Source organism: Methanococcoides vulcani (assembly GCF_900111645.1).
GTDB lineage: Archaea > Halobacteriota > Methanosarcinia > Methanosarcinales > Methanosarcinaceae > Methanococcoides > Methanococcoides vulcani.
Genome location: NZ_FOHQ01000002.1, coordinates 18,077 through 44,713 on the forward strand (window position 1 = coordinate 18,077; position 26,637 = coordinate 44,713).

27 protein-coding genes are annotated in these 26,637 nt (G+C 47.4%); 19 read left to right on the forward strand and 8 right to left on the reverse strand.

Going from position 1 to position 26,637, the window contains the following annotated elements; translation table 11 throughout:
* Positions 1-35: 35 nt before the first annotated feature.
* The 3 genes from BMX02_RS03390 to BMX02_RS03400 all read right to left on the reverse strand — a co-directional run bounded on the left by BMX02_RS03390 (position 36) and on the right by BMX02_RS03400 (position 2,637).
* On the reverse strand, positions 36-647 hold the full coding sequence (locus BMX02_RS03390) for an orotate phosphoribosyltransferase-like protein (RefSeq protein ID WP_091689173.1): 612 nt from the start codon (positions 645-647) through the stop codon (positions 36-38).
* A gap of 74 nt (positions 648-721) precedes the next feature.
* Complete coding sequence (locus BMX02_RS03395) at positions 722-1,201, reverse strand: NOB1 family endonuclease (protein WP_091689175.1); 480 nt, start codon at positions 1,199-1,201, stop codon at positions 722-724.
* Between the two features lie 71 nt (positions 1,202-1,272).
* Positions 1,273-2,637 carry an ATPase domain-containing protein gene (locus BMX02_RS03400; RefSeq protein ID WP_091689177.1) on the reverse strand — a complete coding sequence of 455 codons (1,365 nt, stop codon included), beginning with the start codon at positions 2,635-2,637 and terminating at the stop codon, positions 1,273-1,275.
* Positions 2,638-2,743: 106 nt separating this feature from the next.
* Between BMX02_RS03400 and BMX02_RS03405 the strand changes: the two genes are divergently transcribed.
* Positions 2,744-3,565 carry an NAD+ synthase gene (locus BMX02_RS03405; protein ID WP_281245781.1) on the forward strand — a complete coding sequence of 274 codons (822 nt, stop codon included), beginning with the start codon at positions 2,744-2,746 and terminating at the stop codon, positions 3,563-3,565.
* Positions 3,566-3,569: 4 nt separating this feature from the next.
* On the opposite strand, the gene BMX02_RS03410 is transcribed toward BMX02_RS03405, so the two are convergent.
* Positions 3,570-4,853 carry a tRNA(Ile)(2)-agmatinylcytidine synthase gene (locus BMX02_RS03410; RefSeq protein WP_091689179.1) on the reverse strand — a complete coding sequence of 428 codons (1,284 nt, stop codon included), beginning with the start codon at positions 4,851-4,853 and terminating at the stop codon, positions 3,570-3,572.
* 73 nt (positions 4,854-4,926) lie between these two features.
* Between BMX02_RS03410 and BMX02_RS03415 the strand changes: the two genes are divergently transcribed.
* From BMX02_RS03415 to BMX02_RS03475, 13 genes are all read left to right on the forward strand, one after another.
* On the forward strand, positions 4,927-5,895 hold the full coding sequence (locus BMX02_RS03415; protein ID WP_091689181.1) for a transcriptional regulator: 969 nt from the start codon (positions 4,927-4,929) through the stop codon (positions 5,893-5,895).
* A 121-nt stretch (positions 5,896-6,016) separates the two neighbouring features.
* Positions 6,017-6,625 carry a phosphoribosylglycinamide formyltransferase gene (purN, locus tag BMX02_RS03420; RefSeq protein ID WP_091689183.1) on the forward strand — a complete coding sequence of 203 codons (609 nt, stop codon included), beginning with the start codon at positions 6,017-6,019 and terminating at the stop codon, positions 6,623-6,625.
* A 45-nt stretch (positions 6,626-6,670) separates the two neighbouring features.
* Entirely contained in the window at positions 6,671-7,915 is a 1,245-nt protein-coding gene (gene glyA / locus BMX02_RS03425; RefSeq protein ID WP_091689185.1) for a serine hydroxymethyltransferase, read from the forward strand.
* 23 nt (positions 7,916-7,938) lie between these two features.
* A complete protein-coding gene (locus tag BMX02_RS03430) occupies positions 7,939-8,799 on the forward strand; it encodes a bifunctional methylenetetrahydrofolate dehydrogenase/methenyltetrahydrofolate cyclohydrolase (protein ID WP_091689187.1) in 861 nt (286 codons plus the stop codon).
* 72 nt (positions 8,800-8,871) lie between these two features.
* Complete coding sequence (folP, locus tag BMX02_RS03435) at positions 8,872-10,098, forward strand: dihydropteroate synthase (RefSeq protein ID WP_091689189.1); 1,227 nt, start codon at positions 8,872-8,874, stop codon at positions 10,096-10,098.
* Between the two features lie 2 nt (positions 10,099-10,100).
* Positions 10,101-10,715 (forward strand): methylenetetrahydrofolate reductase C-terminal domain-containing protein, encoded by a 615-nt coding sequence (locus BMX02_RS03440; protein WP_091689191.1) that lies wholly within the window; start codon positions 10,101-10,103, stop codon positions 10,713-10,715.
* A gap of 221 nt (positions 10,716-10,936) precedes the next feature.
* A complete protein-coding gene (locus BMX02_RS03445) occupies positions 10,937-11,818 on the forward strand; it encodes a methylenetetrahydrofolate reductase (RefSeq protein WP_091689193.1) in 882 nt (293 codons plus the stop codon).
* A 32-nt stretch (positions 11,819-11,850) separates the two neighbouring features.
* The gene (gene thiC / locus BMX02_RS03450; RefSeq protein ID WP_091689195.1) at positions 11,851-13,098 is read left to right on the forward strand and encodes a phosphomethylpyrimidine synthase ThiC; all 1,248 of its coding nucleotides are present in this window, start codon (positions 11,851-11,853) and stop codon (positions 13,096-13,098) included.
* 1 nt (position 13,099) lies between these two features.
* Entirely contained in the window at positions 13,100-13,876 is a 777-nt protein-coding gene (cofE, locus tag BMX02_RS03455) for a coenzyme F420-0:L-glutamate ligase (RefSeq protein ID WP_244625292.1), read from the forward strand.
* Positions 13,877-14,028: 152 nt separating this feature from the next.
* Positions 14,029-14,298 (forward strand): thioredoxin family protein, encoded by a 270-nt coding sequence (locus BMX02_RS03460; RefSeq protein ID WP_091689197.1) that lies wholly within the window; start codon positions 14,029-14,031, stop codon positions 14,296-14,298.
* A gap of 135 nt (positions 14,299-14,433) precedes the next feature.
* Entirely contained in the window at positions 14,434-15,429 is a 996-nt protein-coding gene (locus BMX02_RS03465; protein WP_091689199.1) for an MBL fold metallo-hydrolase, read from the forward strand.
* A 91-nt stretch (positions 15,430-15,520) separates the two neighbouring features.
* Positions 15,521-15,910 carry an EMC6-like membrane protein gene (locus BMX02_RS03470; protein WP_091689201.1) on the forward strand — a complete coding sequence of 130 codons (390 nt, stop codon included), beginning with the start codon at positions 15,521-15,523 and terminating at the stop codon, positions 15,908-15,910.
* Positions 15,911-16,012: 102 nt separating this feature from the next.
* Positions 16,013-17,779 (forward strand): ribosome biogenesis/translation initiation ATPase RLI, encoded by a 1,767-nt coding sequence (locus tag BMX02_RS03475; RefSeq protein ID WP_091689203.1) that lies wholly within the window; start codon positions 16,013-16,015, stop codon positions 17,777-17,779.
* 48 nt (positions 17,780-17,827) lie between these two features.
* On the opposite strand, the gene BMX02_RS03480 is transcribed toward BMX02_RS03475, so the two are convergent.
* Positions 17,828-18,133 carry a hypothetical protein gene (locus tag BMX02_RS03480; protein ID WP_244625294.1) on the reverse strand — a complete coding sequence of 102 codons (306 nt, stop codon included), beginning with the start codon at positions 18,131-18,133 and terminating at the stop codon, positions 17,828-17,830.
* A 75-nt stretch (positions 18,134-18,208) separates the two neighbouring features.
* A complete protein-coding gene (locus BMX02_RS03485; RefSeq protein ID WP_091689205.1) occupies positions 18,209-19,981 on the reverse strand; it encodes a COG1361 family protein in 1,773 nt (590 codons plus the stop codon).
* 127 nt (positions 19,982-20,108) lie between these two features.
* Here BMX02_RS03485 and hisF point away from each other — a divergent pair, with 127 nt between their 5' ends.
* The 5 genes from hisF to BMX02_RS03510 are packed head-to-tail and all read left to right on the forward strand — an operon-like array spanning position 20,109 to position 24,400.
* Complete coding sequence (gene hisF / locus BMX02_RS03490; protein ID WP_091689207.1) at positions 20,109-20,930, forward strand: imidazole glycerol phosphate synthase subunit HisF; 822 nt, start codon at positions 20,109-20,111, stop codon at positions 20,928-20,930.
* A gap of 41 nt (positions 20,931-20,971) precedes the next feature.
* A complete protein-coding gene (locus tag BMX02_RS03495; RefSeq protein ID WP_091689209.1) occupies positions 20,972-21,259 on the forward strand; it encodes a MazG nucleotide pyrophosphohydrolase domain-containing protein in 288 nt (95 codons plus the stop codon).
* Between the two features lie 2 nt (positions 21,260-21,261).
* Entirely contained in the window at positions 21,262-23,697 is a 2,436-nt protein-coding gene (locus tag BMX02_RS03500; RefSeq protein ID WP_244625296.1) for a U32 family peptidase, read from the forward strand.
* Positions 23,694-24,110 carry a nucleoside 2-deoxyribosyltransferase gene (locus BMX02_RS03505; RefSeq protein ID WP_091689211.1) on the forward strand — a complete coding sequence of 139 codons (417 nt, stop codon included), beginning with the start codon at positions 23,694-23,696 and terminating at the stop codon, positions 24,108-24,110. The genes BMX02_RS03500 and BMX02_RS03505 overlap by 4 nt, the downstream gene beginning before the upstream one ends.
* 44 nt (positions 24,111-24,154) lie before the next feature.
* Positions 24,155-24,400, forward strand: coding sequence for a pro-sigmaK processing inhibitor BofA family protein (locus tag BMX02_RS03510; protein ID WP_091689213.1), 246 nt, complete (start codon positions 24,155-24,157; stop codon positions 24,398-24,400).
* Here the strand turns inward: BMX02_RS03510 and BMX02_RS03515 are convergent.
* Both BMX02_RS03515 and lysS read right to left on the reverse strand, forming a co-directional pair.
* The gene (locus tag BMX02_RS03515) at positions 24,374-25,039 is read right to left on the reverse strand and encodes a class I SAM-dependent methyltransferase (RefSeq protein ID WP_091689215.1); all 666 of its coding nucleotides are present in this window, start codon (positions 25,037-25,039) and stop codon (positions 24,374-24,376) included. The genes BMX02_RS03510 and BMX02_RS03515 overlap by 27 nt on opposite strands.
* Before the next feature lie 4 nt (positions 25,040-25,043).
* Positions 25,044-26,636: a lysine--tRNA ligase gene (lysS, locus tag BMX02_RS03520; RefSeq protein ID WP_091689217.1), complete on the reverse strand. Its 1,593-nt coding sequence runs from the start codon at positions 26,634-26,636 to the stop codon at positions 25,044-25,046.
* Position 26,637 lies beyond the last annotated feature (1 nt).

The following is a 26,637-nucleotide window of genomic DNA, read 5'->3' on the forward strand; positions in this document are numbered from 1 at the left end:
GTTTCTTTAAAGAATTAAAAGGGAATCTTCCCCTTTCAGTCTACACGTGTGATACGTACCAGTGAGCTCATAGGGACATTGGCAATCAGATCTGAATTCATCTTGTCCAGAATTACAGCTATGGCAACAGGATTCGCACCGACATCGCGAAGTTGTTCAACCACGTCTGTGATAGTAGCGCCGGATGAGACAACATCATCCACGATAATGCAGTTCTTTCCCCTGACATCGGCGAAGTTCCTGCTAAAGATACCCCTCTGACGACTCTTTTCTTTCTGGTCATCATAGTCGTGGAAAATGGCGAACTCAAGTCCAAGTTCATCTGACATTATTGTAGCGATAGGTATTCCGCTAAGCCCAATTCCTATCACGAGGTCAGCTATCTGATCGGTCTTCTCCAGTGACTCTGCAACCATATCACAGAGTGCCTGTGATACACACTTGAGCCTGAAAGAACTCTGCCCGATATTGCTCCAGTTCACGGAGATGTCCTTTGGTGCAGGAGCAACGACGTCCTTCTTTGAACGTGTCAAAAGCCATGTGACGGTTTCCCGGGATACGTTGAGCTCGTTTGCTATCTGACCTGTGACAAGGCCGTTAGCTTGCAATTCAACTGCTTTCTGGATCATTTCTTCTATATTATTCATATTATCCCAGCTTTAATCTCAATTAGAAATATTGTATTCTCTTTCTTTCACCTTGTTATAGGTCATATCTACGGTTATAGTTTTCTTTTCCTGACCTTCTTCAATGGCGATCCACAAACAGGGCATACATCACCTTCATCGAACTTACGCCTGCAGGCAGTGCACTTCTTTCCCCATACAAGGACGTCACGTATTTTCTTCTGAGCAATGGGCTTGAATTCAATGCCAAGAACTGAAGCTACGTTCTGTACAGCATAATCGTCAGTTAGCAGAATTGACTCCTCTTTATATTCAAATGCCTTTGCAAGGATGTCGATGTCTGTATCCGAAAGTTCCTCGACGTCACGTGTCTCCTTCGCAAGCGAAACCACCTTTTTCCTGATATCAGGGTCAGGTTGTTCTACCCGGGTACCTGTCTCGCATGCGATCTCAAATCGCATAAGGGCTTCCTGGCTCTTCATCTCATTCCTGACAGTAGGTACTGTTATGAATTGTGAAGGGTCGCCATCATAGCCATAAATAAAAACTGCAGAGTCCGTAATATAGAATTTCATATTTGTTTAGTCCAGGCCTGTGTTCATATTTTGATATTTCTCATCAGGCTTATAACTATGCATCCTCCCCTTCACTGGGAGGATGGTAATATGATGTCAACTCCGGAACTTCTAACCTCGAATTGCCTTATGCCGGTATCGTGTGCACTTCCACGCATTTTGAGTACGGAAATTGTCTTTCCGGTCTTTGCTTCCTCTTCTCTCAGGGAAAGCAGGACAGAGGAATCCATTCCATAGTCGTTTATATCCTGCATCGTTTCGTTCACATCCGTTCTTTGTGCAAACATTGCTGTGATACCGTTCGATCTGAAGATATCTGCAAGGAGCTTGATGTGGTCCTTTGCATCAAAAGGAGTCATAAGGTCGTTGAATACATGGATGTCATCCACAAAAATACGTTTGATGTCCATTTCCTTTATCATTGACCGGAGTTTGATAGCATGTTCTCCTGCTTCAAGATCGGAAGGGTTGGTGTAAAGGACCCTGACGAGTCCGGAAGCAATATGGCCGCTGATGTCATGTCCGATAGATCTTGCATTGTTGACCGTCTGTTTATCGGATTCGACAAAAGAAACGATCATGCCCTTTTCACCGGAGCTTCCTCCTTCTGCAATGAACTGGGTTCCGATAGTGGTCTTGCCGGCACCACAGCTACCGGATATGAGCATTGTGGAGCCTTCGAAAACTCCTCCCTCTGTCATAGTGTCAAGCCCGGCAACACCCGTTGAAACACGGTTCGTGGAATATGGCATGTCCGGTTCAGGCAGTTCCTGCTTGTGGAGGATTACGCCTTCATCTGTTATTGTAAATGGATGTTTTCCGGTCCTGTACCCCTGACCTCTCAGTTTAAGTATCTCAAGGTGGCGCACCCGGCGTTTATTAACCTCATCATCGGACAGGTAAATGACACCATCGGAAACATGGCTCAGGTCACTTGTCATAAGTTCTTCTTTTGTGAACTCTCCGGTCGCGATCACCAAGGCATCCCATTTTTTCATGCGCAGGAACAGGTCGTAATAGAACCTGCGTTTTGCTTCCTTGTCAAGCGTGCTTCCGATTGCAGTTATTGGGTCAATGACAATCCGGTCCGGCTTTATCTTCTCGATGGATTCCTCGAGGTTCCACATGAACGAATAGATACCTTTGTCAAGAGTTTCGGTGCCGATAGGTATGTAGTTCATGTTGCCGGTGGACAGCAGGGAAATATTGTAAAAACTGAGCTTTGACATGAAGTTGTTGACCATTGCAATAGGCTCGTTCAATGATGTGACATACATACACACCTCCTTTTTCTCGGAGGCAGTAAAGACCGACTGCATTGCAATTGTGGTCTTTCCAGAACCCGCCGGACCTGCTATTAGTATGGCAGAAGGTCTTGGGAATCCACCCTTCAATATCTTATCAAGTCCCAGTATCTCAGATCGCATCAGATTCATTATAGCACCTACAATATATTTAGAATAATTTCTGTGACCACTGTATTAAAGGTTATGTCATATGCAGTGTATTTGAACATGAAATCTAAATATGGAGCTGGCCATAATGGAGCTCCTATTATATCATCAAATGGAACTTGATAGCATGGACATGGAAAAAGCGAAGGATATTATTGTGGATTTTATCGGGACAAAGCTGGGTGAAGCAGGGATACCCGGAGCTGTTGTAGGCATCAGCGGTGGCATTGATTCAGCACTTGTGGCATATCTTGCTGTTGAAGCGCTGGGTGCTGAGAATGTACTGGGTATCCATATGCCGGAGAACGCTACTCCCGAATCCGAAGTAAATGATGCAAAAGAGGTTGCAGAGATACTGGGCATCGATCTCAAGGTGATACATATCTCTGATGTCCTTGGTTCTTACAAGAGTATAATGCCTGACATCTCTGAAGCCACAGCTCCTGTTGACGGGAACCTGAAAGCAAGGATAAGGATGTCTGTACTTTACTACTATGCTAATATGCTTGGCAGGGTCGTGATGGGTACCGGTAACAAGACGGAGATCCTTCTGGGCTACTTCACAAAATACGGCGATGGCGGTGTTGACCTTGAACCTATTGGTGACCTGTACAAGACCGAGGTCAGGGAAATGTCAAGGATGCTTGGCCTGCCTGAAAGCATCCTCAACAAGGCACCTTCTGCAGGACTGTGGGAAGGGCAGACCGACGAGGAAGACCTGGGTGTTCCCTATGAGACCATTGACAGGGTTTTGGAACCTATACTTGCAGGTGAAGGCCATGAACGTGTAAGTGCAAGGCTTGGAGTTCCCATGGAGGACATCGATTCGCTTCTGAGGCGTTTAAGGGCCAACATGCATAAAAGGACAACTCCTCCGATAGCTAATCTCGATGAGCTTCGGGAAGACTGAAAGATCATCTTGATGGGAATATCTTCCCATTTTCTTTCATACAGCGTACAAGAGGCATTGCAAGATGTCGGCGTGCGCATGGAGGGACCTCATATGTTCCCGTCTCAATATCTCTTTCTACTTCTACACGTTCAGCAGAATCGGCAGACGTTCCGCACTTCTTGCAGCGATAACCCTGTCCCTTGCCTGCGGATTTCATATTCTTGCCACATTCCGGGCACGAAGGGTTAACAGATTCATATTTTTCTGCAAGGGATATTATCTTTATTTTTTCGATATTCAGCGTACTGTTCTTAACACTACCTGAGAATACGATCCTGTCTCCCGGGATGAACTTGCGGGCAAGTTCCCTGAAGTTCTTGGTAGGCTCATAAGCAGCACAGTCCATCTCATCTCCTGAATCATCCCGGATGGAGAATATGGTATGTCCTCCCCTGATGGTCTGTGGATCGGTTGCCACTGTCACTTCGATAGTGTAGGAATGCAGGTCCCTGATATCCGCGATCTTTTCTACAGGTATAAGATGAAGGTCTGTTCCCTGGTCTGTCCGGTAGACCATGTAGCGTTCTACAGGTTCGGAGCTTATCATCCGGGAGGTTCTTGTGACCACATCAATGCTGTTGCCACGGATGCCGAAAAGCACAGGGTCTCCTGCATGCGGGACACAGACCACAAGGTCGTTCGCACAGTCCACAGTATCCCACGTGTCCGGATATGTTTCCAGGTCTGCTTTTCTTACACTTTCCTCATCGACCTCTCTTGGCGTTCCCCACGCGTCCTTTTCCCTGTATGCAAGATATTCGTAAGTGTGATCCCATCCGGGATTGAGCATAGCACCACAGGCAGCAAGTGCACCGATAAGACCTCTTCCATTCTTCAATCCCTTTGATGGCAGGCCAAGTTCTGAAATAAGGTTCTTTGCGTCCTCTATTTCCAGCACTTCGCGTACAGCCTGCCTGAAGAAGTTCCCGAGTGCTTCCTTTACCCTTTCCTGTTCACCTTCGGGGATGAACACGATCCCCGGGTTTGTCATGTCGCTTTGCAGTTCTGCCAGCTCTTCAACTCTTGAGATCACATGTTCCATGACCTTTTCCGGTTCATTGGTATCAATTTCAAAGGCTGTAGATGCATTTCCACGAGTCTTGTAGGGTATTGTCGGATTGAGGCGTATGAGTATCGGGCTGTCTATGATATCACCGTACTCTTTCAGCTCATCCATCAGCATTGCACACAGGTATGTGGTGCACATTCCCTCTCTGGAATCGGTATCATCTATAGCTATGATCATGTTCTCTTGTTCCGTGTTCGTTTATATACTAACAAATACCTTTATATAGATGTGCAAACAATGATTTATCGTCATGACCAAGGATATTCTGATACATCAGATCATTGAGGTATTGGAACGCGCTGATTTCACGGTTTCAAATCGATGCAATATCAGGCCTCGGAGCTTCGATCTTGCTGCACGTCAGGATAATACGCTCCTATTCTGTAAGGTCTTATACAACATTGACGGTCTGAACGAAGAGACTGCCCGGGAAATGATAGCTCTGGCAGAGTATCTTGGTGGTTATCCGATACTTGTGGGTGCAAAGACCCGTGACCAGATGCTTGAGGATAGCGTAGTGTATATGAGATATGATATACCTGCGTTGAATGTCCAGACGCTGTATGATTATTTTGTAGAGAGTGTTCCTCCGCTTGTATCCGCAGCACCCGGTGGGCTGTATGTGTCCATAGACGGGGATGTGCTGAAGAACGCAAGAATGGATATCTCGATGTCACTGGGAGCGCTTGCTTCCGAGCTTGGAGTGTCCCGTCGTACCATCAGTAAATATGAAGAAGGACAGATGGATGCTTCAATTGACATTGTTTTGCATCTTGAGGAGATCCTTGATGTTGCGCTTGCAAGATCCATTGACATCCTGCGCAGCTTTGAGAAAGAAATGGAGTCCCCAGGCGCCAAAGAAGAATCAGAGAGGGCTACTCCTCCAAATGATAATATCCTGAACCTTATCTATACACTGGGCTATGATGTCCTTTCGACGAACCAGGCACCATTTAAGGCAGTTTCCAAGGATTTTTCCAGCACTTTCCTTACAGGAGTGAGCGAGTACAGCAATGCAATGCTAAAGCGAGCCCACCTCATGAGCAGTATCTCGGATGTTATCCAGACGCAATCTGTTTTCATTGTGGAAGGCAAGAGCAGGTATGATTCGGTGGAGAACACTGTGCTTATAGAAAGGGATGAACTTAATTCATTATCCGATGCTGACGATCTTGAAACCCTTATCAATGAGAGGGCAAGGCACAGAAAGGAAAACTGATCGGATGCACTTTTTATTCCTCAAATTGTTTTTTAGTTCTTTCTGAAAAAAACGTGATCCTGGTATTTCTGCTCATATAACCCCAAAACTCTAATATATAGCAATCTCGTATGGGTGAGCAATGACTCTCAATATTGCAGTTCTTGTCTCTGGACGCGGTTCGAACCTGCAGTCCATCATTGATAATATTGAAAATGGCTATATTCCGGATGCTGCTATCAAAGTGGTTGTCAGTGATAAAGGGGATGCCTATGCACTTGAGAGAGCTAACGATCAAGGTATTGATGCGGTATTCATAGATCCTTCAGCCTTTGGTGGAAAGAAGGGCTATGAGGAAGAGGTTCTTAGGACGCTTGAGAAATATGATACACAGCTGGTTCTCCTTGCAGGATATATGCGTATCATTGGCAAGGATGTAATAGAAGCTTATAAGAACCGGATGATGAACATCCATCCCGCACTTTTACCATCCTTCATGGGATTGCATGCGCAGAAACAGGCATTTGATTATGGTGTCAAGGTCGCCGGCTGCACAGTGCATTTCGTTGATGAAGGAATGGATACCGGACCAATAATCCTCCAGAGATGTGTTCCCGTGCTTGAGGGGGACACCGAAGACACGCTTGCAGACCGCATCCTGGAACAGGAACATAAGATCTACCCTGAGGCCGTAAAACTGTTCGCTGAAGACAGATTGAAGGTGGATGGCAGGATCGTATCTATCTTATAATCAATTGCTCAATTAAAACGATAGCTATCAAAGGAACGATAAACTATGTCTTATATCTCAGATATCGACCCAGAAATTGCCAATGCATTGGAATTGGAGGCAGAGCGCCAGGATTACAAGCTGAACCTTATTGCTTCAGAGAACTACACAAGCCGTGCGGTCATGGAAGCACAGGGTTGCATTATGACCAACAAGTACGCAGAAGGTTATTCCGGAAAGCGCTATTATGGTGGTTGTGAATTTGTTGATATTGCAGAGACCCTTGCTATCGAGAGAGCAAAGGAGATCTTTAATGCAGAACATGTGAACGTCCAGCCGCATTCCGGCTCAGGCGCAAATATGGCCGTTTACTTCTCCGTGCTTAAGCCAGGCGACAAGATCATGTCAATGGACCTTTCCCACGGTGGTCACCTCTCCCACGGAAGTCCTGTGAGCTTCTCCGGCCAGCTCTACAACATCGTGCCATATGGTGTTTCCAAAGAGAATGAGATGCTTGACTATGATGCACTTATGGAGATAGCAAAGGAAGAGAAGCCACAGATGATCGTTGTAGGAGCATCCGCATACTCCAGAACCATTGATTTCAAGCGTTTCAGGGAAATTGCAGATGCGGTCGGAGCATACCTGCTCGCGGATGTTGCACACATCGCAGGTCTGATCGCTGCCGGTGTTCACCCAAACCCATTCCCACATGCTGACTTTGTGACCACTACCACGCACAAGACCCTTCGCGGTCCAAGGGGTGGAATGGTAATGTGCAAGGAAGAATATGCAAAAGGCATTGATAAGGCAGTTTTCCCGGGAATCCAGGGCGGTCCTCTTATGCACATCATTGCTGCAAAGGCAGTTGCATTCAAGGAAGCACAGAGCGAGGCTTTCAAGAAGGACCAGGAACAGACCATAAAGAATGCAAAAGCACTTTGTGCAGCACTCCAGGAAAGAGGCTTTGATATTGTCTCCGAAGGTACCGACAATCACCTCATGCTTTTGAACCTTAACAAGTACGACATCACCGGAAAGGACGCAGAGGTCGTCATGAGCAAGGCAGGTATCGTCATCAACAAGAACACTATCCCATTCGAGACCAGAGGTCCTTTCATTACCAGCGGACTGAGGGCAGGAACTCCTGCTTCAACAACCCGTGGAATGAAGGAAGCCGAGATGGTGGAGATCGCTGACTTCTTCGAGACCATCCTCAACAACAAGGACAACGATACAGTTCTTGAAGCAGTCAATGCGGATGTGCAGGAACTGTCCAGCCGTTTCCCGATATACGAGCACTTGAAATAAATTAACACAAAGGTGGATCTGTAATGCCTAACGATGACCAGACCAAGATCATTGATGGAAGAGCTGTCGCAAAGAAAGTGGAAGCAGAGGTTAAGGCCGGAGTTGAAAAGCTCAAAAGCGAAAAAGGAATAACTCCCGGACTGGCCACCATTCTTGTTGGCGATGACCCCGCATCAAAGATGTATGTGAGGTTAAAACACAAAGCATGTGACCGCGTAGGCGTTTATGCAGAGGATCACCCGCTTCCAGAGTCCACGACCCAGGAAGAACTTCTTGACATCATCAGTACCTTGAACGCAAGGGAGGATATCCATGGTATTCTCCTGCAGCTTCCGCTTCCCGCACATCTCAATGAGCAGGAAGCAATGAACGCCATAGATCCTGCAAAGGATGCGGATGGTTTCCATCCCTTCAACATGGGACAGCTTCTCATTGGTATCGAGGAACTTGTGCCATGCACTCCAAAGGGTGTCATTCGTGCACTTGAGGAATACAACATTGATATACAGGGCAAGCACGCAGTGATCGTAGGTCACAGCAACGTTGTGGGGAAACCCATGGCAGCAATGCTTGTGAACAGGAATGCCACTGTTTCCGTGTGCCATGTGTTCACCGAGGATACCTCTAAGTTCACGAAAGAAGCAGACATCCTTGTGGTTGCCACAGGTGTGAAGCATCTCATCAAGGAAGACATGGTAAAGGAAGGTGCTGTGATCTTTGATGTTGGTATCACGGAAGAGAACGGTAAGGTCTACGGGGACGTTGACTTTGAGAACGTCATTAAGAAAGCTGCTCTGGTCACTCCGGTGCCGGGCGGGGTTGGTCCTGTGACCATTTCCATACTCATGCAGCATGTCCTGATGGCAGCACAGAAGACTGCTTAAAGGCAGTCTGCATTTTTTCTTTTCAATCGTATTATATATAATTGATAAAAACTCATAATCACTGGTTATACAATGGTTGTTGACGTTGACATATGTGGCTTGAGAGTAGGCGATGAGCACCCGGTGCGTTTAATGGGTGTTATAAACCTGAGCCGTGAATCTTTTTACAAGGGGTCTGTGGTCGACGCGGATTCAGTTCTTGATGTTGCTTATAAGATGGTTGATGATGGGGCCGCCATCATTGACCTGGGTGCCCGATCTACCTGGCCGCTGGCAAACCCAATCACAAAACAGGAGGAATGCAACCGCCTTTTACCTGCTCTTAAGATTCTGAATGACAACGTGGATGCTGTGATCTCCGTGGATACGATGTTTGCGGATATTGCGGAGAGGTCGCTGGAAAAAGGCGCTGACGTTGTCAACGATGTGGCAGGTTTTGCAACAGATGGCGGTATGCTGGATGTGGTTGCAGACCATGGCTGCCCGGCCGTTGTCATGGCAGCGGGAAAGCTTCCCGGTGACCCCATAGGTATGGATGCCATAATGCGTTCCCTTAACGACATCCTTGTGCGTTCCGAAAAACGCGGGATCGACACCGACCAGCTAATTCTTGACCCTGCCATCGGTAAATGGGTCCCTGAAAAACTTCCTATCTACGACCTTGAGACCATAGACCAGTTCGACCGTCTGAAAGTGTTCGAAAAGCCGCTTCTTGCAGCCATCTCCCGCAAGTCGTTCATTGGGGACCTGCTTAACAAACCTGCAACCGAACGCCTGTATGGCAGTCTGGCAGCAGCAGCGATCGTTGTCCAGAAGGGTGCACATATCATACGTACCCATGACGTTGCAGAGACATCTGATGTTGTAAGGATCGCAGGCGCCATACGCAGCAGGCAGCCGGTCGTGGAAGAGAGCGGCTTTGAGGTCAGTATACTGGACATCTCAAATACCGATGATGCAGCTCTTGCAATGCGAAATATAGGCGTTACCGGGACGGGTTCTACAATTATGAAAGATAAGACTGTAAGCCGTGTGCTACGCATCAGTAACATTACCACAACCGAGGCCCTGATCATAAAACAGGAGATCCTGGCACGGGGAGGAGATGCAGCACTTGAACGTGATGCTGTCTCCCATGAGACCGAGAAGACCGATGTCATTGTAATGGGCACATTGCTCCAGGTCAGGAAGCTTGCCGATAAGCTCGAATGTCAGGCAAGGAACCTTCCGCTGATATCAAAGATGATCAAAGAAGCATTAAAACAGGAATCTGATATTGAATTCAGCTATCTGAGGTAACCATGATAATCTCATCTTCCAAACCCTTTAGCGAGATCCTTGACATGCTGATGGACAAAGAGTCCGTTTTTATTATAGGCTGCAGTGTATGCGCTGCCAAACAGCATGTCGGGGGAGAGCCGGAGGTCGAGGAAATGTCCTCTAACATTAAAGACGCCGGAGTGAACGTTATCGGTGGAGTTGTTGCAAAGGCTGCATGCAGTGTTCGCTCACGTGAATATCTTGAGGAACTTGCACCTAAAATAAAGGATGCTGATGCAGTGCTGGTAATGGCATGTGGAAGCGGAACATCGAACATCGCACGCTTTGTGGATGTGGATGTCTATCCTGCCAACAACACCGAATCCCTGGGTGCCATGGCAGGGGACAAGATCATACATCATCTCTGTGCCATGTGCGGGCAATGCACGATCGCCGAGTTCGGGGGTGTCTGTCCCACAGCCCAGTGTCCCAAGGAATTGCTTAATGGTCCCTGCGGTGGTTCCATGGATGGCAAGTGCGAGGTTGATCCTGAGAAGGATTGTGCCTGGGAGCTGATCTACGAGCGTCTTGAGAGGATCGGACGGCTGGATCTGCTGGATGAGGTTCGGGATGCCAAGGATAGGCTGGTGAAGTAAGTTTTTCCTCAATCTTTCCACCACAGCACTGGTTGCAGCATTATATCTCGCTTACCTTTGGTGGGGAAAGGGTGAGTATGGCCCGCTCCTGCTGTGGATCACTGTGATCTGCGGTGTTCTCTCCATCGTGGTCATGCAACTCATCGAGAGGGAGAACTGAACCGAGATATTTCTAACTGTCGCGATGCATTTAAAAACCAAACCTACATATTTACTCCACGATGCTATCAACTTTCAACGATGCGCTCAATTCAGACCGCTTCATTGTGACCGCAGAGGTGGCACCCCCAAAGGGTACTGATATCTCGGCAACACTTGAGGATGCAGACCTTATCAGGGGATGGGTGGATGCTATCAATATCACGGACAACCAGCATGCGGTCATGCGCATGAGTCCGGTAGTGGTAGGCAAATTACTGATGGATGCCGGTCATGAAGTGATAGTGCAGTTCACATGCCGTGATCGAAATCGTCTGGCATTGCAGTCCGACATCCTGGCGGCATCTGTCCTTGGCATCAGGAATCTCTGTGTGATGACCGGGGATTATCCCACTAAAGGTGACCATGTTGGTGCAAAGCCGGTGTATGATTTGGATTCTGTGCAGCTTCTCTCACTTATTACTAAGATGATGGATGGGCATGACATGGCAGGCAATGAGCTTGCAGGTGCTCCGTCATTTACTATAGGTGCAGTTTCCAATACGGAGGCAGCACGCAGGATGCAGATGATAAAACTGAAGAAAAAGATCGATGCAGGCGCACAGTTCATACAGACACAGGCGGTCTATGACGTGGAAGGCTTTGGCGAGTTCATGGATTCGTTCACACATCCGGATGTCCCGGTGATAGCAGGGATCATCCCACTGCGTTCGGCAGGAATGGCACGTTTTATGAATGGTAACGTTCCTGGAATAAGGGTTGGGGATGAACTGATATCCCGCATGGAAGATGCTGAAGACCCTGTTCAGGAAGGGCTCGAGATAGCTGCTGAAAGCATCCGGGAACTTCGGAAGATGTGCAGGGGAGTCCACATGATGCCTATAGGGGGCAATTCCAATACACCTAAACTTCTTGAAATGGCGGGAATTTCCGCTTTACAATAATTTATAAAAACGACATTTAAGAGTAGAATAATATGAGATCCACACAGGTAGAATACGCAAAGAACGGCACGCTGACTCCGGAAATGGAACATGTGGCTAAAGTTGAGTCCCTCGATGAGGAAACTGTGCTGGCACGGGTTGCTGATGGAAGTCTTGTTGTGATGGTTCGTGAAGGCTGTCCGCCTGTTGCGATCGGTAAAGGCGCAACCACGAAGATCAACGTTAACCTCGGGACATCTTCGGCAAGCATTGATCCCGATGCGGAGCTGGAAAAGGTCAGGATCGCAGAGAAATATGGTGCTGATACCATCACAGATCTTTCAATGGGTGGCGATATCTCTGCCATCAGGAAGATGGTCTTTGAGAACACTACCCTGCCGATCACCACTGTACCTGTCTACCAGGCAGTGGTGGAATGCGGGATGAAGGATGTTACAGGCGATGATGTGCTCTCCTATCTCCGAAAACAGGTGGACGAAGGGGTAAGCTCTGTTGTGGTTCATTGTGTGGAAAAGCAGATGCTTGACAAATTAAAAGGCACAGGTCGTATCATGGGAATGGTCTCAAAGGGCGGTTCCTTTACCAGTGTGCTGATGCTCAAGGACGGTTGTGAGAACCCTTATCTTGAGAATTTCGATGAGGTCCTTTCAATACTGAAAAAGAACGATGTCGTCCTTTCACTTGGAAACACCATGCGAAGCGGCTGTGTCCATGACCTTTGCGACAGTCCCCAGATGATGGAGATCAAGACAAACGCAAAGCTTGCAGAACAGGCAAATGAAGCAGGTGTGCAGGTAATAATCGAAGGCATGGGCGGTCATGTGCAGGCAAATGATATTCCTGAGCACATCAAAGCGCACCGTTCCCTTTCGAACTTCCCGCTCTTTGTGGCCGGTCCGCTCCCAACTGATGTCGGTATGGGATATGACCATATCTCTGGTGCGGTCGGTGCAAGTATTGCCAGCGGCAACGGTGCTGATTATCTTTGCTACATCACTCCTGCCGAACACCTTTCCCTCCCGACACCTGAGCAGGTCCGGGAAGGACTGATCGCTTTCAGGATCGCAGCACATATTGGCGATTCTATGAAATACGGTCTGGATGAAAGAGATAAGCTCCTTGCTGACAGACGCGCGAATTTTGACTGGGGAGGGCAGATGGAACTTGCTCTTGACCCTGATAAGCCAAAGGGAATGTGCCCGCAGACAGGTCCCTGTTCCATGTGCGGTGAATACTGTGCTATCAAGATAATGTCCGATTATTTATCCGGTGGTGTATGAATTGAGCTCTGAACTTCCTTCAATGCAGATCATTGGTGTACGTACTCCTCTGATCAAGCCCGGCGATGACATGGTGAATCTGCTATGTTCATCCTTCAACGAGCATGAGATCTTCCTGCAGGACGGGGATGTCCTGGTATTGGCAGAGTCTGCGGTAGCCACAGCAGAAGGAAGGATGGTGGACCTTTCCACTGTCATACCCGGAAAAGAAGCAGAGGAGCTTGCAGGTAAGTACTGTGTTGATTCCCGGGAAATGGAACTTGTCCTGTGTGAATGTGATGATATTATCGGCGGTGTGCCGGGAGCAGCCCTTACTATTACAAAGGGAACCCTTTCCCCGAATGCCGGTATCGATAGCTCCAACGCTCCCGAGGGACATGTTGTCCTTTTGCCTGAGAACGCACAGAAGAGTGCAGCTACTATCCGTGCCGGTTTAGAGGAGTTTTGCTGCTGTCATCTCGGAGTGATAATCGGGGACAGCCGTACGCAGCCCTTGCGCCTTGGGTGCATGGGTGTAGCACTGGGCACATCAGGCATCGTCCCTGTGGAGGATGCAAGAGGCTCACGTGACCTGTTCGGAAAAACCCTTAATATTACACGCAAGGCGGTCGCAGATAATCTGGTGTCTGCTGCCCAGTTGTTAATGGGTGAAGCAGATGAATGCATTCCGTGCGTTCTGATACGTGGTGCACCTGTAAAGATGGTCAGGGGTTCGGAAGAAATACCGATTTTCACTCCTGATGAGTGTATGTATTACAGTAATATCAAACGGAAGTAAGTGGCTTATGCTGTTTATTTTGTAATTGGGCCCTTGATGTACGATCTTTGGACTCAGTAATAAAGGCAAAAATTATTTATAGAATAACAACATGGTTTTGTGTGAAGCATACACTACCCTTTTTACTTTTACAAAACCAAAGGTGATTATCAATGAGCAATGTAGTAGTAATGGACTTTACCGCAACATGGTGCGGACCCTGCCAGATGCAGAAACCGATCCTTGAGGAGCTTGAAGGTGAGATGGGCGACAAGGTAGAATTCAAGATGGTGGATGTTGACCAGAACAATGCCCTTGCAGGCAAATACGGTATCAGTGCAGTCCCTACTCTCATCATTGAGAAGGACGGAGCTGAGGTCAAGCGTTTCACCGGTGTGACAAGTGCCGATGTACTTCGCTCAGAGCTTAGCAAGCTCGTATGAGCTTTTCCTTTTCTTCATTAATTCCTCCCTCATTTTCCTTCATTTTTATTCTTTCTAAGTTCTTCATTCTGACAACATGTAAATACCTTGATACATATCCCTGAACTGAGGTATCATTTGGATCGGTTGATAGACATGGGTGTTCTGGCATGCCGCCAGAAGAATTCGCGAGGAACTTTCAAGCCCCATCTTGCCGTAAGGTTCAGGTCAGAAGATGGAAAGGTTTGCACATTTTCCGTTGATTCCACACGTGTCCCGAAAAAACAACCTCAACCAGATGCCTATCTTATAACACATGCTCATTCTGATCACCACGGGAAGTCTGCCATGCTCTCTGAGCTTTCGGTCTGTACTGATAAGACCGCAGTAGCGCTTGAGATACGACATGATCGCAAGTTCAAAGGCAAGACCGTTGACATGTGCGGATCCATAGAGGTCAATGGCACAACTGTCCGGACATATCCCACAGGGCATACTGCAGGAGCGGTTGCATTTTACTGGGAAAATGATGTCGGAACGCGGATACTTGTCACAGGAGATGTGAAGGACCCTTCCGCATTGCCCAAATGTGATCTGCTGATAACCGAGGCAAATTACGGTGACCATGCCGATCCTTCTTGTCACTTTGAGGATGACATCGAGGGCTTCAGGAGTGCCCTGGAATCCAGCTCACAGGTTGCTTTTGGAGCATATGCTTTTGGAAAGGCACAGCGTGCAGTGGAGCTTTTGCGTGAGATCGGACATGATGGTCCTATTGCCATGGAAGAAAAATCACTAATGCTTTCAAACAGGCTTCTGGACGAACCCGGGGAGCTTGTGGGATTGGGCGAGTTTGATGGGGATGCTATTTGCATCGTGCCTCCGTGGGATCTAGGGAAGCTGCCCCGTAACATGGCCAAATATGTGATGACGGGCAGGCAGGACTATTATTATCCCTCCCTTCAGATAAGTGACCATCTGGATGCGAACGGGCTTGTGGATATGGTCGAGAAGGTCGATCCCGAAATGACTTTGGTATATCATCCGGGTGGAGATCGTCCCGGAAAATTCGCTTCTCACCTGAACAGCATTGGAAGGGGAGCTGTTTGCCTTGAGGATGTTGACAACATTCTTGGCAATGAATTCCTCTGATTTTGTAATTTTTATGCTTCAGGAATAAACGTTTATATATGTTCTGATGTTTATAACACCCAATCATATTTATCTCAGGAGAAGAAGCCAATTGAAAAAAGAAAGCAAAAAGAAGTCAGGTGGCACAAAGGATAATGCAGATCAGTCTGACGCTCCTGTTGTCTCAAAGCCTAAGATCATCAAGGAAAAGACACCCGAGGAACGTAAGGCAGCTCATGTAGAAGGTATAGTCAAGACCGCTATCGCTGCATTCATTGGTATGATCGCAGGATTTGGTGCCTTCTACAGGTTCGGCGCAGGTACTGAAACTCCCTGGTATGCAGCATTGATCATCGTTGCTGTGCTGGCATATTATGCGCAGCGTGTTATCTATCCCGCCATCAAGATAGATACGAAGGAGTTCGGTGTCAAGGATTGGTTCTACGTCGAATTCATCGTAATTGACTTCTGTCTTGTGACATGGACGCTGTTGTTGAACTGACACAGCCCATGATCCTGCTTTTTTTGAATTTCCACAGCCAGTTCAGTTTAGTTTAATTCAATTTAATTTATACATTCCATTAAATAACTTCAGTGATGCCCTATGCGAATTGCAATATTGAACAAGGATAGATGCCAGCCAAGGCGATGCAGCCACGAATGTGAAAAATACTGTCCGAGGGTCAGGACCGGCGATGAGACCATTGTCTTTGGAGAGGACGGCAAGGCCATTATCTCCGAAGAACTTTGTGTAGGATGCGGAATCTGTGTCAACAAATGTCCTTTTGATGCTATTATGATAATCGGTCTTCCTGAAGCATTGACCGAACCAACCCACAGGTATGGTCCCAATGGATTTGCCCTGTATGGACTCCCCACTCCTCAGGTGGGCAGGGTCACTGGTATCCTTGGACCTAACGGTATTGGTAAAAGTACCTCCGTCCAGATACTGTCAGGAGCGATCGTCCCTAACTTCGGTGGCGATAACAACGACTGGGATAAGGTTCTGGAGCACTATTCAGGAACTGCCATGTACGATTATTTCAAGGACGTGATCGATGGCAAGGTCAAGGTGTCCCAAAAGCCACAGTATGTGGATATGATCCCGAAAGCTTTCAAAGGGAAGACCCGTGATCTCCTGGAGGGTACCGATGAGCGCGGTGTACTGGATGAGCTTGTTGAAAGACTCGATCTGGCTCCTATAATCGACCGCAATATTGGAGACCTCAGTGGTGGTGAACTGCAGAGGGTTGCCATTGCAGCCTGCGCCGCAAGGGATGCAGATTTCTACTTCTTTGATGAGATTAGTCCATATCTGGATATCTACCAGCGTATAAACTCTTCAAAGCTCATACAGGAGCTTTCAGCCGAAAAGGCAGTTCTTGTTGTGGAACACGATCTCGCTATACTGGATATGCTGTCGGATGTGGTCCAGGTGGCCTATGGTGTGCCTGGTGGTTACGGTGTAGTAACCCATCCGAAAGGTGTACGTGTAGCTATCAACCAGTACCTTAAGGGTTTTCTTCCTGAAGAGAACGTCCGTATCCGTCCGGATGCCATTACTTTCGAGGTCCACCCTCCACGCGTGGGAACGGATATTGCATCGCTTGTGGATTATGGTGCATTCTCCAAGAAATACGGTGATACTTTCTCACTGGAGACAGATGCTGGCTCGCTTAAAGAGGGAGAAGTTATCGGTATCGTAGGTCCGAATGGTATTGGTAAATCCACTTTTGTCCAGATACTTGCAGGGGAGGTCGAGCCCGATGAGGGTGAGATGGACCTTGATATTTCCATCTCCTACAAGCCACAGTATATCAAAGGTGAAGATTCGATGCAGGTACAGATGTTCCTGAGGAGCATTACCCGCAGGTTCGATACAAGTTACTATCAGGCAGAAGTTGTCAAGCCACTCCAGCTTGAACCTCTCTTTGAGAAAATGCTCAATGATCTCAGTGGTGGTGAGCTGCAGAGGGTGGCAATTGCTGCATGTCTCTCAAGGGATGCTGACCTGTACATTCTTGATGAGCCAAGTGCACACCTTGATGTGGAACAGCGTTCCCTTGCCACAAAGGCCATCAAGAGATTTGCTGAGAACAACGGTAAGACCGCTCTGGTGGTAGACCATGACATCTACATGATCGACATGCTCAGCGAAAGGCTGATCGTATTCGAAGGTAAGCCTGCTGTTTATGGTAAGGCACACCGTCCATCGAGTATGCAGGATGGTATGAACAAGTTCCTTTCAGACCTTAATATCACTTTCAGAAGGGATGAGGACACAGCACGTCCAAGGGTGAACAAACAGGGTTCCCGCTTGGACAGGGAACAGAAAGCACAGGGTGAATATTACTACAGGCTGGATGAGTGAAAGCTCATCCCTCTCATTTTTTGATCTTTTATTTCACAAATCTGTTTTTTATTTTACTGATCTTTTGTTCTTTGAAAGGTACCACGTAAGGAACTCAGTGTAAAGTATGATCCCTATGATGGTGGACCAGACGAACAGCAACAGGTGATAGTTGTTGATGGGCACAAGTCCTCCTGCAAGTCTTGCATGTTCATGTGCCAGAAATGTATTTGCGGTCTCAGGTATAGCAACAATGACAACTAACGGGACTACAAGCAGTACGATGGCTGCCAGTAAAGAAGAGTAGTTGACAAGCAGATACAACACAATAACAGCGAACAGTGCGAATATCAATACTGCTGTGCCTATTCCCACAATGTCCGTTCTAGATCCTCCTTTAGTTTCAGATAAATTTGATGTTATGCGTTTACTGCAGCCTTTTCCAGTTATTTAATGTGACCTGCGTATATAAAAATATGCAATAAGCGGGATTATGGAAAGTACGCCTGCTATCGTGGCAAATGCGGATAACAGGAAACTGGCATGTTCTCCTCTTGAGAGGGGTTCATTATCAATTTTTGTGTTCTCACTTTCGATATTCATGTCAGCTGGTTCAAGTGAGTAAACGTAAAGTCTGACCATGTTCGATTCGAATGTTCCCTGGATGTCATCTTCATCGGTGTAGGGAACCATTGCAGGCGGCAGGTCAAAGATGCCTTCTTCCTGTGCAAGCATCGTATATGTGAGCCGTTTTTTGTCTCCGGCCTCAAGTAAGCCTTCCCAGTTATCTTCTCCACTGACGAACCTGAATCCAGCAGGTATATCCTCTGTTAAAGAGACCTCTACATCACTTTTTCCGATGTTCGTGATAGTGACCGTTACGTCGACCTCCTCTCCTGTGAAAACATCACTGAGACTGACATCCTTCTCGACCTCCAGTGATGTTCCTTCAACATCGATGGTCACTGCAGCACCATCAGATACAACGCTGTAAGTTTCCCCCTGTGAGTACCAGCTTGCAATTGCCGGTCCCAGTTCATACACTCCTGCGACTGTGGGCAATGCCTTATATCGTATATTCTCTGATCTTCCGGCACCAATGAATACTGTCCAGTCCGCTGATTCCACTCCCACAGGCATAAAAGTTGAAGGTATTGGGTCATGTATGTTAACTTCATGTCCAATACTTGCATTGTTGTAGACCACCATCTCGACGATGATCTTTCTTTTAGTTTTGTCCTCTTCTTTCAGAAGATGGGTGTCAATTGCCTTTTCAATAGATATGTACGGTTCCACAATGGTCTGTGCTGTAGTGGAATCCCGGTAGTTGTTTCCCATGTAGTCATAACCGTCAACGTTCACATCGATCATTATGTTCTCTTTGACCGGTGTTTCGGGTAATGTAAGGTTGACAGGTATTTTGTGGATCTTCAATGTATCAAGCATTGCAAGCTCGTAGCTTACCGGATCAAGTTGTCCGTTACTGGCAGATGCAGTGATGGTGATACCTCTTGCAGGTATCGTTCCTGTGTTCTTCAGGTATATCTCAAAAGAAGCAGGCATGTTGGGGGAATATTCCTCTCCAAGGTCGTTGATCTCTATTTTGAAGTCGGGTTCACCTGGCTGGTACAGCTGTAAATTTATCTCTTTGTTGTTCCTGTCAATGTATGTTACCCTTAACAGTATGTCATCTGAATACTTCTTGTAGCCGTTTGTTTCGTATTCGTCAACATAGGTTTTTTCATTGATTGTAACTTCCAGGGTTGCAACGTTGTCACTCACATTGAGCAACCTGATGGCGGTGTTGTCCACCTGTGCCATGTCTTCGACAGCGAACTTTCTGCTTTCTGATGGTATCCATACAAGTTCGTATTCGTGAAGATACAGTTCGAGAGTTAGTTTCGTTCCGTCAATTGAAAGCGTTCTTACCGTGAGGTCCCCTTCATGGATGAACTCATTGTTCAACGAATCATCGACAAAGAAGCTCTTCCGGAACTCGCCTTCAACGTATAGAAGCAATGTGGCGGAAAAACGGTTCTCATCTTTATTGATCTCATGGAGCTTGACAGTGTATTTTTCTGCGGATGCCCGATCTCCGGTTGCAAGATCAAAGACCCCCTGATGCACCCAGATCTCCTCATACTGGAAATCATCTGCAGCGGAGGATGTGCCTGTTAAAAAAAGGACCATCAGGATTGCAAGGGCAATACGCTTTAAATACATTAGCCGTTTTTTATGTGGCTCATAGCGTTTAAATATACCGTTCAGAGTGACGATGGAGCATGTCCTTTTGAGCACATACTCTCATCCTTCAACAACATTTAATTAGAGGACATTCATTACCTAAACTATGCTTACAAAGAGGATTATCCCCTGTCTTGATGTCACCCTTGATTCAGAAGGTGGCACCGTTGTCAAAGGTGTTGAATTCGTAGATCTCAAAAAGGCAGGCGACCCTGTGGACCTTGCTAAACGCTACAATGAACAGGGAGCTGATGAACTTGTTTTCCTGGACATTACAGCATCCCACGAAGGGCGCTCAACAATGATCGATGTGATAGAGCGTACTGCTGACGAGGTCTTTATCCCCCTGACCGTCGGTGGAGGGATAAATTCTGTCGAGGATGTCAGGCAGATACTGCGTGCAGGTGCAGATAAGGTATCCATCAACACTTCTGCGGTGAAGAACCCTCAGCTGATCAAAGAGGCTTCCGATATATTTGGTTCCCAGTGTATTGTGACAGCTATCGACTGCAGACGCAATCTGGATATTGAGAACAATCAGGACAAGACAATTCTCGAGCTTGAGGACGGAACTCCTGCATGGTATGAAGTTGTGATCTATGGTGGTCGCAAACCCACAGGCTTGGATGCTGTCCAGTGGGCGAAGAAGGTCGAAGAGCTTGGTTCCGGCGAGATCTTGCTGACAAGTATGGACCGTGACGGCACCTATGATGGTTTTGATATCCCTATCACAAGGAAACTTTCAGAAGAGCTTGAGATCCCTATCATCGCTTCCGGTGGCGTCGGGAAACCTGAGCACATGTATGGAGGTTTCATTGATGGTAAGGCCGATGCCGGACTTGCTGCCAGTATCTTCCACTTTGGGGAGTACACTGTGCGTGACGTGAAAGAAGCACTGAGGAAAAAGGATATCCCTGTCAGGCTCTGATCACAATCAATTATCCTGATAACATTTAAGGAGCTGACAATATGGAGATCTCAGAATTCCAGAAACTGATGTACGACCTGTACGCACACAATGATAAACGCAGAGGAGCTGCTGCAACTACTCTCTGGCTGGTCGAGGAGATCGGGGAACTGGCAGAGGCAGTTCGCAGGGAGGACATGGAAAACCTGAGGGAAGAGCTTGCAGATTGTTTTGCCTGGATAGGCGCTCTGGCAAATCTCTTCGAGATCGACCTTGAGGAAGCATTCCTGGAAAAGTATCCGCTTGTATGTCCTACATGCGGGAAGAACCCATGCATTTGTACTGATTGATCATGAGAAAAAGACCTGAACTTCTGGCCCCGGCAGGCAACTGGGAATCCTTCATAGCTGCTGTGGAAAACGGCGCAGATGCTGTCTATCTTGGTGCGAAGACCCTGGGTGCAAGGGCTTATGCCGGCAATTTCACCCTTGAAGAGATACGTGAAGCTATCGATCATGCACATCTTCGCGGTGTCAGGGTCTTTGTCACAGTGAATACTCTGGTCAAGGATTCTGAGATCGAAAAAGCTGCAGAAATACTGTGTTCCCTGAGCGAATACGGTGCAGATGCGGTCATTGTCCAGGATATCGGCTTGCTTTCCCTTGCAAGGAAAATCGTCCCTGAACTTCCGATACATGCAAGCACCCAGATGACCATTCATAATAGCGAAGGTGTACGTTTTCTTGAAGATCTTGGTGTCAAAAGGGTTGTGCTTGCAAGGGAAATGTCCCTTGATGAGATACGTTCTGTAAAGCAGGCTACCAGCATTGAGATCGAAACTTTCGTTCATGGTGCACTTTGTATCTCTTACTCCGGTCAATGTCTCCTGAGCAGTATGATCGGCGGCAGGAGTGGTAATCGCGGTCATTGTGCCCAGCCCTGCAGGAAGATGTACGAACTGGAAATGGATGGTGAAGTGGTTGACACTGATGGTCCTTATCTATTAAGCCCGAAAGATCTTAACACAACAGAAATGCTGCCACAGCTGATCGAAGCAGGTGTGGATTCCTTCAAGATAGAAGGCAGGATGAAAAGGCCGGAATATGTGGCAGGTGTTGTGAGCACATACAAACGTTTGATCGATCGCTACATGGATGATCCGGATTCGTATTTCGTATCCCCTGAGGAGTCCCTTGTACTTGAACAGCTTTTCAACAGGGAGTTTACGGATGTTTATCTTGAGGGTACATCAACAACAGGCATGATGAGCCGTGAGCAACCATACAACCGAGGTGTGGTCGCAGGTACTGTTGTAGGCTACAACAGCGATGAAAGGCGGATCATAGTAGAGCTTTCCACCGAACTGGCGTTAGGTGACGGTATCGGTGCTGAAGGGCTGGGAAATGCAGGTGAGAACATCACACGCATGGTCCTGGATGGTGAAGAAGTTGATTCCGGTACAAAAGGCGATGTTGTTGAGATCCCATTCTTTGAAAAGGTTCGTTCCGGGAGTTTTATCTACAGAACTATGGACCGGTCCTTAATGGACTCCCTGAAAAAGACATTCACATCTCCAAAGCCTATCCGGAAAGTGCCTGTGAGGATCAGGACAGACATCGCTGCAGGTTCGGTATTGCAGCTGGAAATGGTGGATGCTGATGACAATGCGGTGTCTGTGTATTCTGATTATGTTGTTGAGGTCGCCCAGAAGAAACCGACAACTGAAGAGCAGATCATCCAGCAGCTCTCAAAATTAGGCAATTCTGTTTTTGAGCCGGTTGATATGGATGTGACTGTTACGGGAGATGTATTCATCCCCATCAGGGCACTTAACGATATCAGGAACCTGGCAGTTTCCCGACTGGAAGCTGCAAGGATCGAAAAGTGGAGACGTTCTACAGATAGCAGCTGTAACTTGTCGGATGTTGCCTGTGAAGAAGTACATCCGGGTAAGCCCATGCTGGTCGTAAGTGTGGATGATTCCCGGAGACTTGAGGCTGCTATTGATGGCGGGGCTGATGTCATCTATATCGGAGGGGAAGTTTTCAGGGGCAGAGCACCTCTGGACATGAAGGAAGCTTTCGAGAGATGCAGAAAAGAGGGTCGGAAGATCTACGTGAACACTCCGAAGATCGTATCGGATGAATCTATGGGTCTAGTGCAGGAAACACTCAGGCTTGCAAAGGAGCTTGGGTTTGATGGTGCTGTGGTCTCGAACTACGGTACATTCAGGCTTGCATTGGAAACAGGTCTGGCGGTTGTCGCGGACAGTCCGATGAATGTTTTCAATCTTCATTCCTATGCATCCATGAAGCAGCTTGGTGCAGGTTCGCTGGTATTATCCCCGGAAATGTCATTGTCCCAGGTAGAGGATGTCGCACAATGTGGTCCTGTGGAGTGTATTGTCCACGGCAGGCTTGAGGTCATGGAATCACGTTACTGTATGGTCGGTGATATCTTCAATGAAGGAACTGGCTGTTCCCGGCCGTGCGAGGACGGAGAGTTCGAGCTGTTCGATGAGAAAGAGTATTGCTTCCCGTTGCTAATGGATAACGATTGCAGGATGCATGTGCTGAACTCAAAAGAGCTTTGCATGATCGAGAATATTGGCAAGCTTATCAAGGCAGGTGTGGCAGCGGTGAGGATCGAGGCAAGGACAATGGATGCTTCGAAGGTGAAAAAGGTCACACAACGCTATCGTGGTGCTCTGGATGGAAAAAAACCCGGCAAATGCAAAGATATTACTGACGGTTACACTTCAGGGCATTACATGAGGGGAGTTCTATGAAGGTATTCCTTTCCGGCTCTATTCGTGGGGGGAGACAGTTGCTTCCCGTGTATCAGTTCATTTGCGGATATCTTCGCAGGAACGGGCATGAGGTGTTGAGCTGGCATGTGGCTCACGATGGTGTTGAAATGACGGAGTCCCTTATGAGCGAGAGCCAGATATACGAACGTGACATGGGTTTTCTAAAGACAAGCGAATGCATGATCGCAGAGGTCAGTATGGCTTCTACAGGTGTGGGTTATGAGGTTTGTTCAGCGATAAACAAGGGTATTCCAATACTTTGTGTCCATAGGCCGGATACGAATGTCTCTGCCATGATACTGGGAAATACCAATGGTAATGTCACTGTGAAAGAGTATTCTGATAATGAAGACCTTGAAGGGATCCTTCGGGAATTCCTTGCATCTTTTTGAAGTAAGTGTTAAATATCGTTGACATCTATTTTCAATAGATAAACATGGTAATGGAATTTGTAGTAGTACTGGTAGCTATCATCATAGCTCTTCTTCTATACAAGGTGCTGAAGACTGTCAAGAACATGGTGGTGAACACCGTATTGGGTGTGGTCCTCCTTCTGATCGCCAACTTTGCACTGGGTCTGAATATTGCTTTCTCATGGGTTGTGATACTGGTCTGTGCATTCGCAGGAGTTGTTGGGGCACTGTTGATAGTGCTTTTAGCTTATCTTGGTATCTTCTTCTGATGCCAGTTGGATAGTTCCGTTGACCATATGGCGGGTGTGTGACTCGCCCTTGAACTTTTTTTCCGTAATTACATCATTGATGTCCAGCATCCCGAAGTCCCGGAAAAGATGCTGCAATTCTTCTTTTGTAAAATAGTGGTAGATTATCCCGCTCTGGCGGATGAATGTATGGGGTTCAACGGCATCTCCTCCATATCGCATATCCTTTATCCCGAAGACCTCCAGGAAGATCGTACCGCCGGGTTTCAATATTCGTTTAAACTCACTGGCCGCCTTTTCACGTTCGTTTTCTAAGAGATGCTGCAATACTCCGAAACAAACGATCGCTTCAAAACTGTTGTCTGCAAAAGGAAGATCTGTTATTGAAGATACGACATGGTGTGCTTCACGTTCACGTTTTGCAAGATATTCCCTTGAAGCCTTCAGTGCTGTGGGGGACACATCGATGCCTGTACAATCGTAAAAATTAGATAAGGGGAGAAGGTGACGACCTTTCCCCGAGCCTGCATCAAGAATGCGGCATCCGTCCGGGATGCGGGAGCGGATCGGTTCGATCGGTGCTGCCCCACCCCATCTGACATGGGAATATTCCCTGTCCCATGCTGAAAAATGAGGGCAGGATGCCGGTCCTTGTGTCATTTTCTTATGGTCTGTATGTTGATGCTTCGCTGAAGCGCTTTGCGAGGAAGTCCTGGTCTATGGATGACAGGAACCATCCTGCTTTAGGTCCTGACTGCTGGCCAAGTACTGAAGTGTAGATCGCCTTGAACATCTCTTTAGGATTGATCTCCAGCTCATCATCAGCTACGCCAAGTTTTTCCACGATCTTAAGATGGAGGTCAGAGCCTGCTTCCTTTGAGGAATAGACAAGGTTATGGTAATCCTCGCCTGTCAGTTCTCCGCTGGCTTCAATGATCTCGGATAATGCTCCAAGGAATGCTTTCTGCACATCAGAGAGTGTTGCGGTCTGCTCAGGGAGTTCATCCTTTACGCTGAACTTTGCAAACGGTGGTGCATACATCTCAAGCCAGTTGGATACATTGGCTGACAGTTCCCTGATACATTTCTCGTTGGTGGTGTCGTAGCCTGCACGTTCCACGATCTTCATGATCTTCTCGAAGTCACCATGTGCCACCTGGAAGATGGTTGTCATGTGCTTGAAAGGAATATCGGTGTGGCAGATGCCCTTTGCATGTGAGAGTTCCAGCACACGCTTGTTGAGACCTTCGACCTCAGGATTGGCGTTGAGGCGTTCATACTCGTCCACAAGTGTCAGCAGTGGCTGTCCAGGGTCGAACTTGATGTGTTTTTCAGGTTTTGTACGCATGATAAGATAGCGCAATACCTCAGGCGGCACGACCTTGAGCATGTCGGAGATTGATACTACGACACCGGTGGATGATGACATTGCACCTTTCTTTCCAAGCATGATCCACTCATAGACGATAGGCTGTGGTGGCTCGTGGTCGAATATCTCACGAACGATCCTCTTTCCTGTATCATAGGAACCACCTCTTGAAGCATGGTCCTTTCCGAATGGTTCAACTGTCACGTCCAGCATCTTCCATTTTGCAGGCCAGTCCACACGCCAGGTGAGCTTTCCGCCTCCGGCCATTGGAACGGTACCGGAATGACCACAGGGACATTCATAATCGACCGTCTCAGCATCTGCATCGAATCCGGTGACAACTGCTGTATTTATCTTTTTACATTCCTGGCAGATAGGGTTGAATGGGCTCCATTCAGGCAAAACATCCTTTCCTGATACTTCCTTGAGGATCTTTGCGATATCATCCCTTTTGATAAGTGCTGTCTTGATGGCTTCAACGAAGCTGCCGCTCTTGTAAAGCTGGTCTGCACGGTAGACCTTTGGGTGGATTCCAAGTCTCTCGAGCCCTTCAAGGAAAGGTTTGAGGAAGTGCTCTGCGTAGCTTTCACATTCTCCGCATGGGCAGGGTATCTCGGAAATTGGTTTTCCGACATGTTCTGCATAGCTTTCCGGAAGGAAAGGGTAGACTTTTCGAAGCGGGTCGAAGTTGTCGGCCATGTATATGAATTCTGTCTCAGCACCCCTTTCTACGATCATCCTGTATGCTGCATCTGCGGTTACGACCTCTCTCATATTTCCAATATGAATGTGGCCGGAAGGTGTGATTCCTGTGGATATCCTGTGTTTGGTCCCATTTTCCAGAGCTTCGTCAGCAATGACTTCTGCCCAGTGTTTGATCTCTGCCATT

What these genes read in the sequence shown, in the direction of transcription:
- BMX02_RS03390 (WP_091689173.1), bottom strand. Translation starts at nt 647, where the DNA reads ATGAATAATATAGAAGAAATGATCCAGAAAGCAGTTGAATTGCAAGCT.
- BMX02_RS03395 (WP_091689175.1), bottom strand. Translation starts at nt 1,201, where the DNA reads ATGAAATTCTATATTACGGACTCTGCAGTTTTTATTTATGGCTATGAT.
- BMX02_RS03400 (WP_091689177.1), bottom strand. Translation starts at nt 2,637, where the DNA reads ATGAATCTGATGCGATCTGAGATACTGGGACTTGATAAGATATTGAAG.
- BMX02_RS03405 (WP_281245781.1), top strand. Translation starts at nt 2,744, where the DNA reads ATGGAGCTCCTATTATATCATCAAATGGAACTTGATAGCATGGACATG.
- BMX02_RS03410 (WP_091689179.1), bottom strand. Translation starts at nt 4,853, where the DNA reads ATGATCATAGCTATAGATGATACCGATTCCAGAGAGGGAATGTGCACC.
- BMX02_RS03415 (WP_091689181.1), top strand. Translation starts at nt 4,927, where the DNA reads ATGACCAAGGATATTCTGATACATCAGATCATTGAGGTATTGGAACGC.
- purN (WP_091689183.1), top strand. Translation starts at nt 6,017, where the DNA reads ATGACTCTCAATATTGCAGTTCTTGTCTCTGGACGCGGTTCGAACCTG.
- glyA (WP_091689185.1), top strand. Translation starts at nt 6,671, where the DNA reads ATGTCTTATATCTCAGATATCGACCCAGAAATTGCCAATGCATTGGAA.
- BMX02_RS03430 (WP_091689187.1), top strand. Translation starts at nt 7,939, where the DNA reads ATGCCTAACGATGACCAGACCAAGATCATTGATGGAAGAGCTGTCGCA.
- folP (WP_091689189.1), top strand. Translation starts at nt 8,872, where the DNA reads ATGGTTGTTGACGTTGACATATGTGGCTTGAGAGTAGGCGATGAGCAC.
- BMX02_RS03440 (WP_091689191.1), top strand. Translation starts at nt 10,101, where the DNA reads ATGATAATCTCATCTTCCAAACCCTTTAGCGAGATCCTTGACATGCTG.
- BMX02_RS03445 (WP_091689193.1), top strand. Translation starts at nt 10,937, where the DNA reads ATGCTATCAACTTTCAACGATGCGCTCAATTCAGACCGCTTCATTGTG.
- thiC (WP_091689195.1), top strand. Translation starts at nt 11,851, where the DNA reads ATGAGATCCACACAGGTAGAATACGCAAAGAACGGCACGCTGACTCCG.
- BMX02_RS03460 (WP_091689197.1), top strand. Translation starts at nt 14,029, where the DNA reads ATGAGCAATGTAGTAGTAATGGACTTTACCGCAACATGGTGCGGACCC.
- BMX02_RS03465 (WP_091689199.1), top strand. Translation starts at nt 14,434, where the DNA reads ATGGGTGTTCTGGCATGCCGCCAGAAGAATTCGCGAGGAACTTTCAAG.
- BMX02_RS03475 (WP_091689203.1), top strand. Translation starts at nt 16,013, where the DNA reads ATGCGAATTGCAATATTGAACAAGGATAGATGCCAGCCAAGGCGATGC.
- BMX02_RS03485 (WP_091689205.1), bottom strand. Translation starts at nt 19,981, where the DNA reads ATGTATTTAAAGCGTATTGCCCTTGCAATCCTGATGGTCCTTTTTTTA.
- hisF (WP_091689207.1), top strand. Translation starts at nt 20,109, where the DNA reads ATGCTTACAAAGAGGATTATCCCCTGTCTTGATGTCACCCTTGATTCA.
- BMX02_RS03495 (WP_091689209.1), top strand. Translation starts at nt 20,972, where the DNA reads ATGGAGATCTCAGAATTCCAGAAACTGATGTACGACCTGTACGCACAC.
- BMX02_RS03500 (WP_244625296.1), top strand. Translation starts at nt 21,262, where the DNA reads ATGAGAAAAAGACCTGAACTTCTGGCCCCGGCAGGCAACTGGGAATCC.
- BMX02_RS03505 (WP_091689211.1), top strand. Translation starts at nt 23,694, where the DNA reads ATGAAGGTATTCCTTTCCGGCTCTATTCGTGGGGGGAGACAGTTGCTT.
- BMX02_RS03510 (WP_091689213.1), top strand. Translation starts at nt 24,155, where the DNA reads ATGGTAATGGAATTTGTAGTAGTACTGGTAGCTATCATCATAGCTCTT.
- BMX02_RS03515 (WP_091689215.1), bottom strand. Translation starts at nt 25,039, where the DNA reads ATGACACAAGGACCGGCATCCTGCCCTCATTTTTCAGCATGGGACAGG.
- lysS (WP_091689217.1), bottom strand. Translation starts at nt 26,636, where the DNA reads ATGGCAGAGATCAAACACTGGGCAGAAGTCATTGCTGACGAAGCTCTG.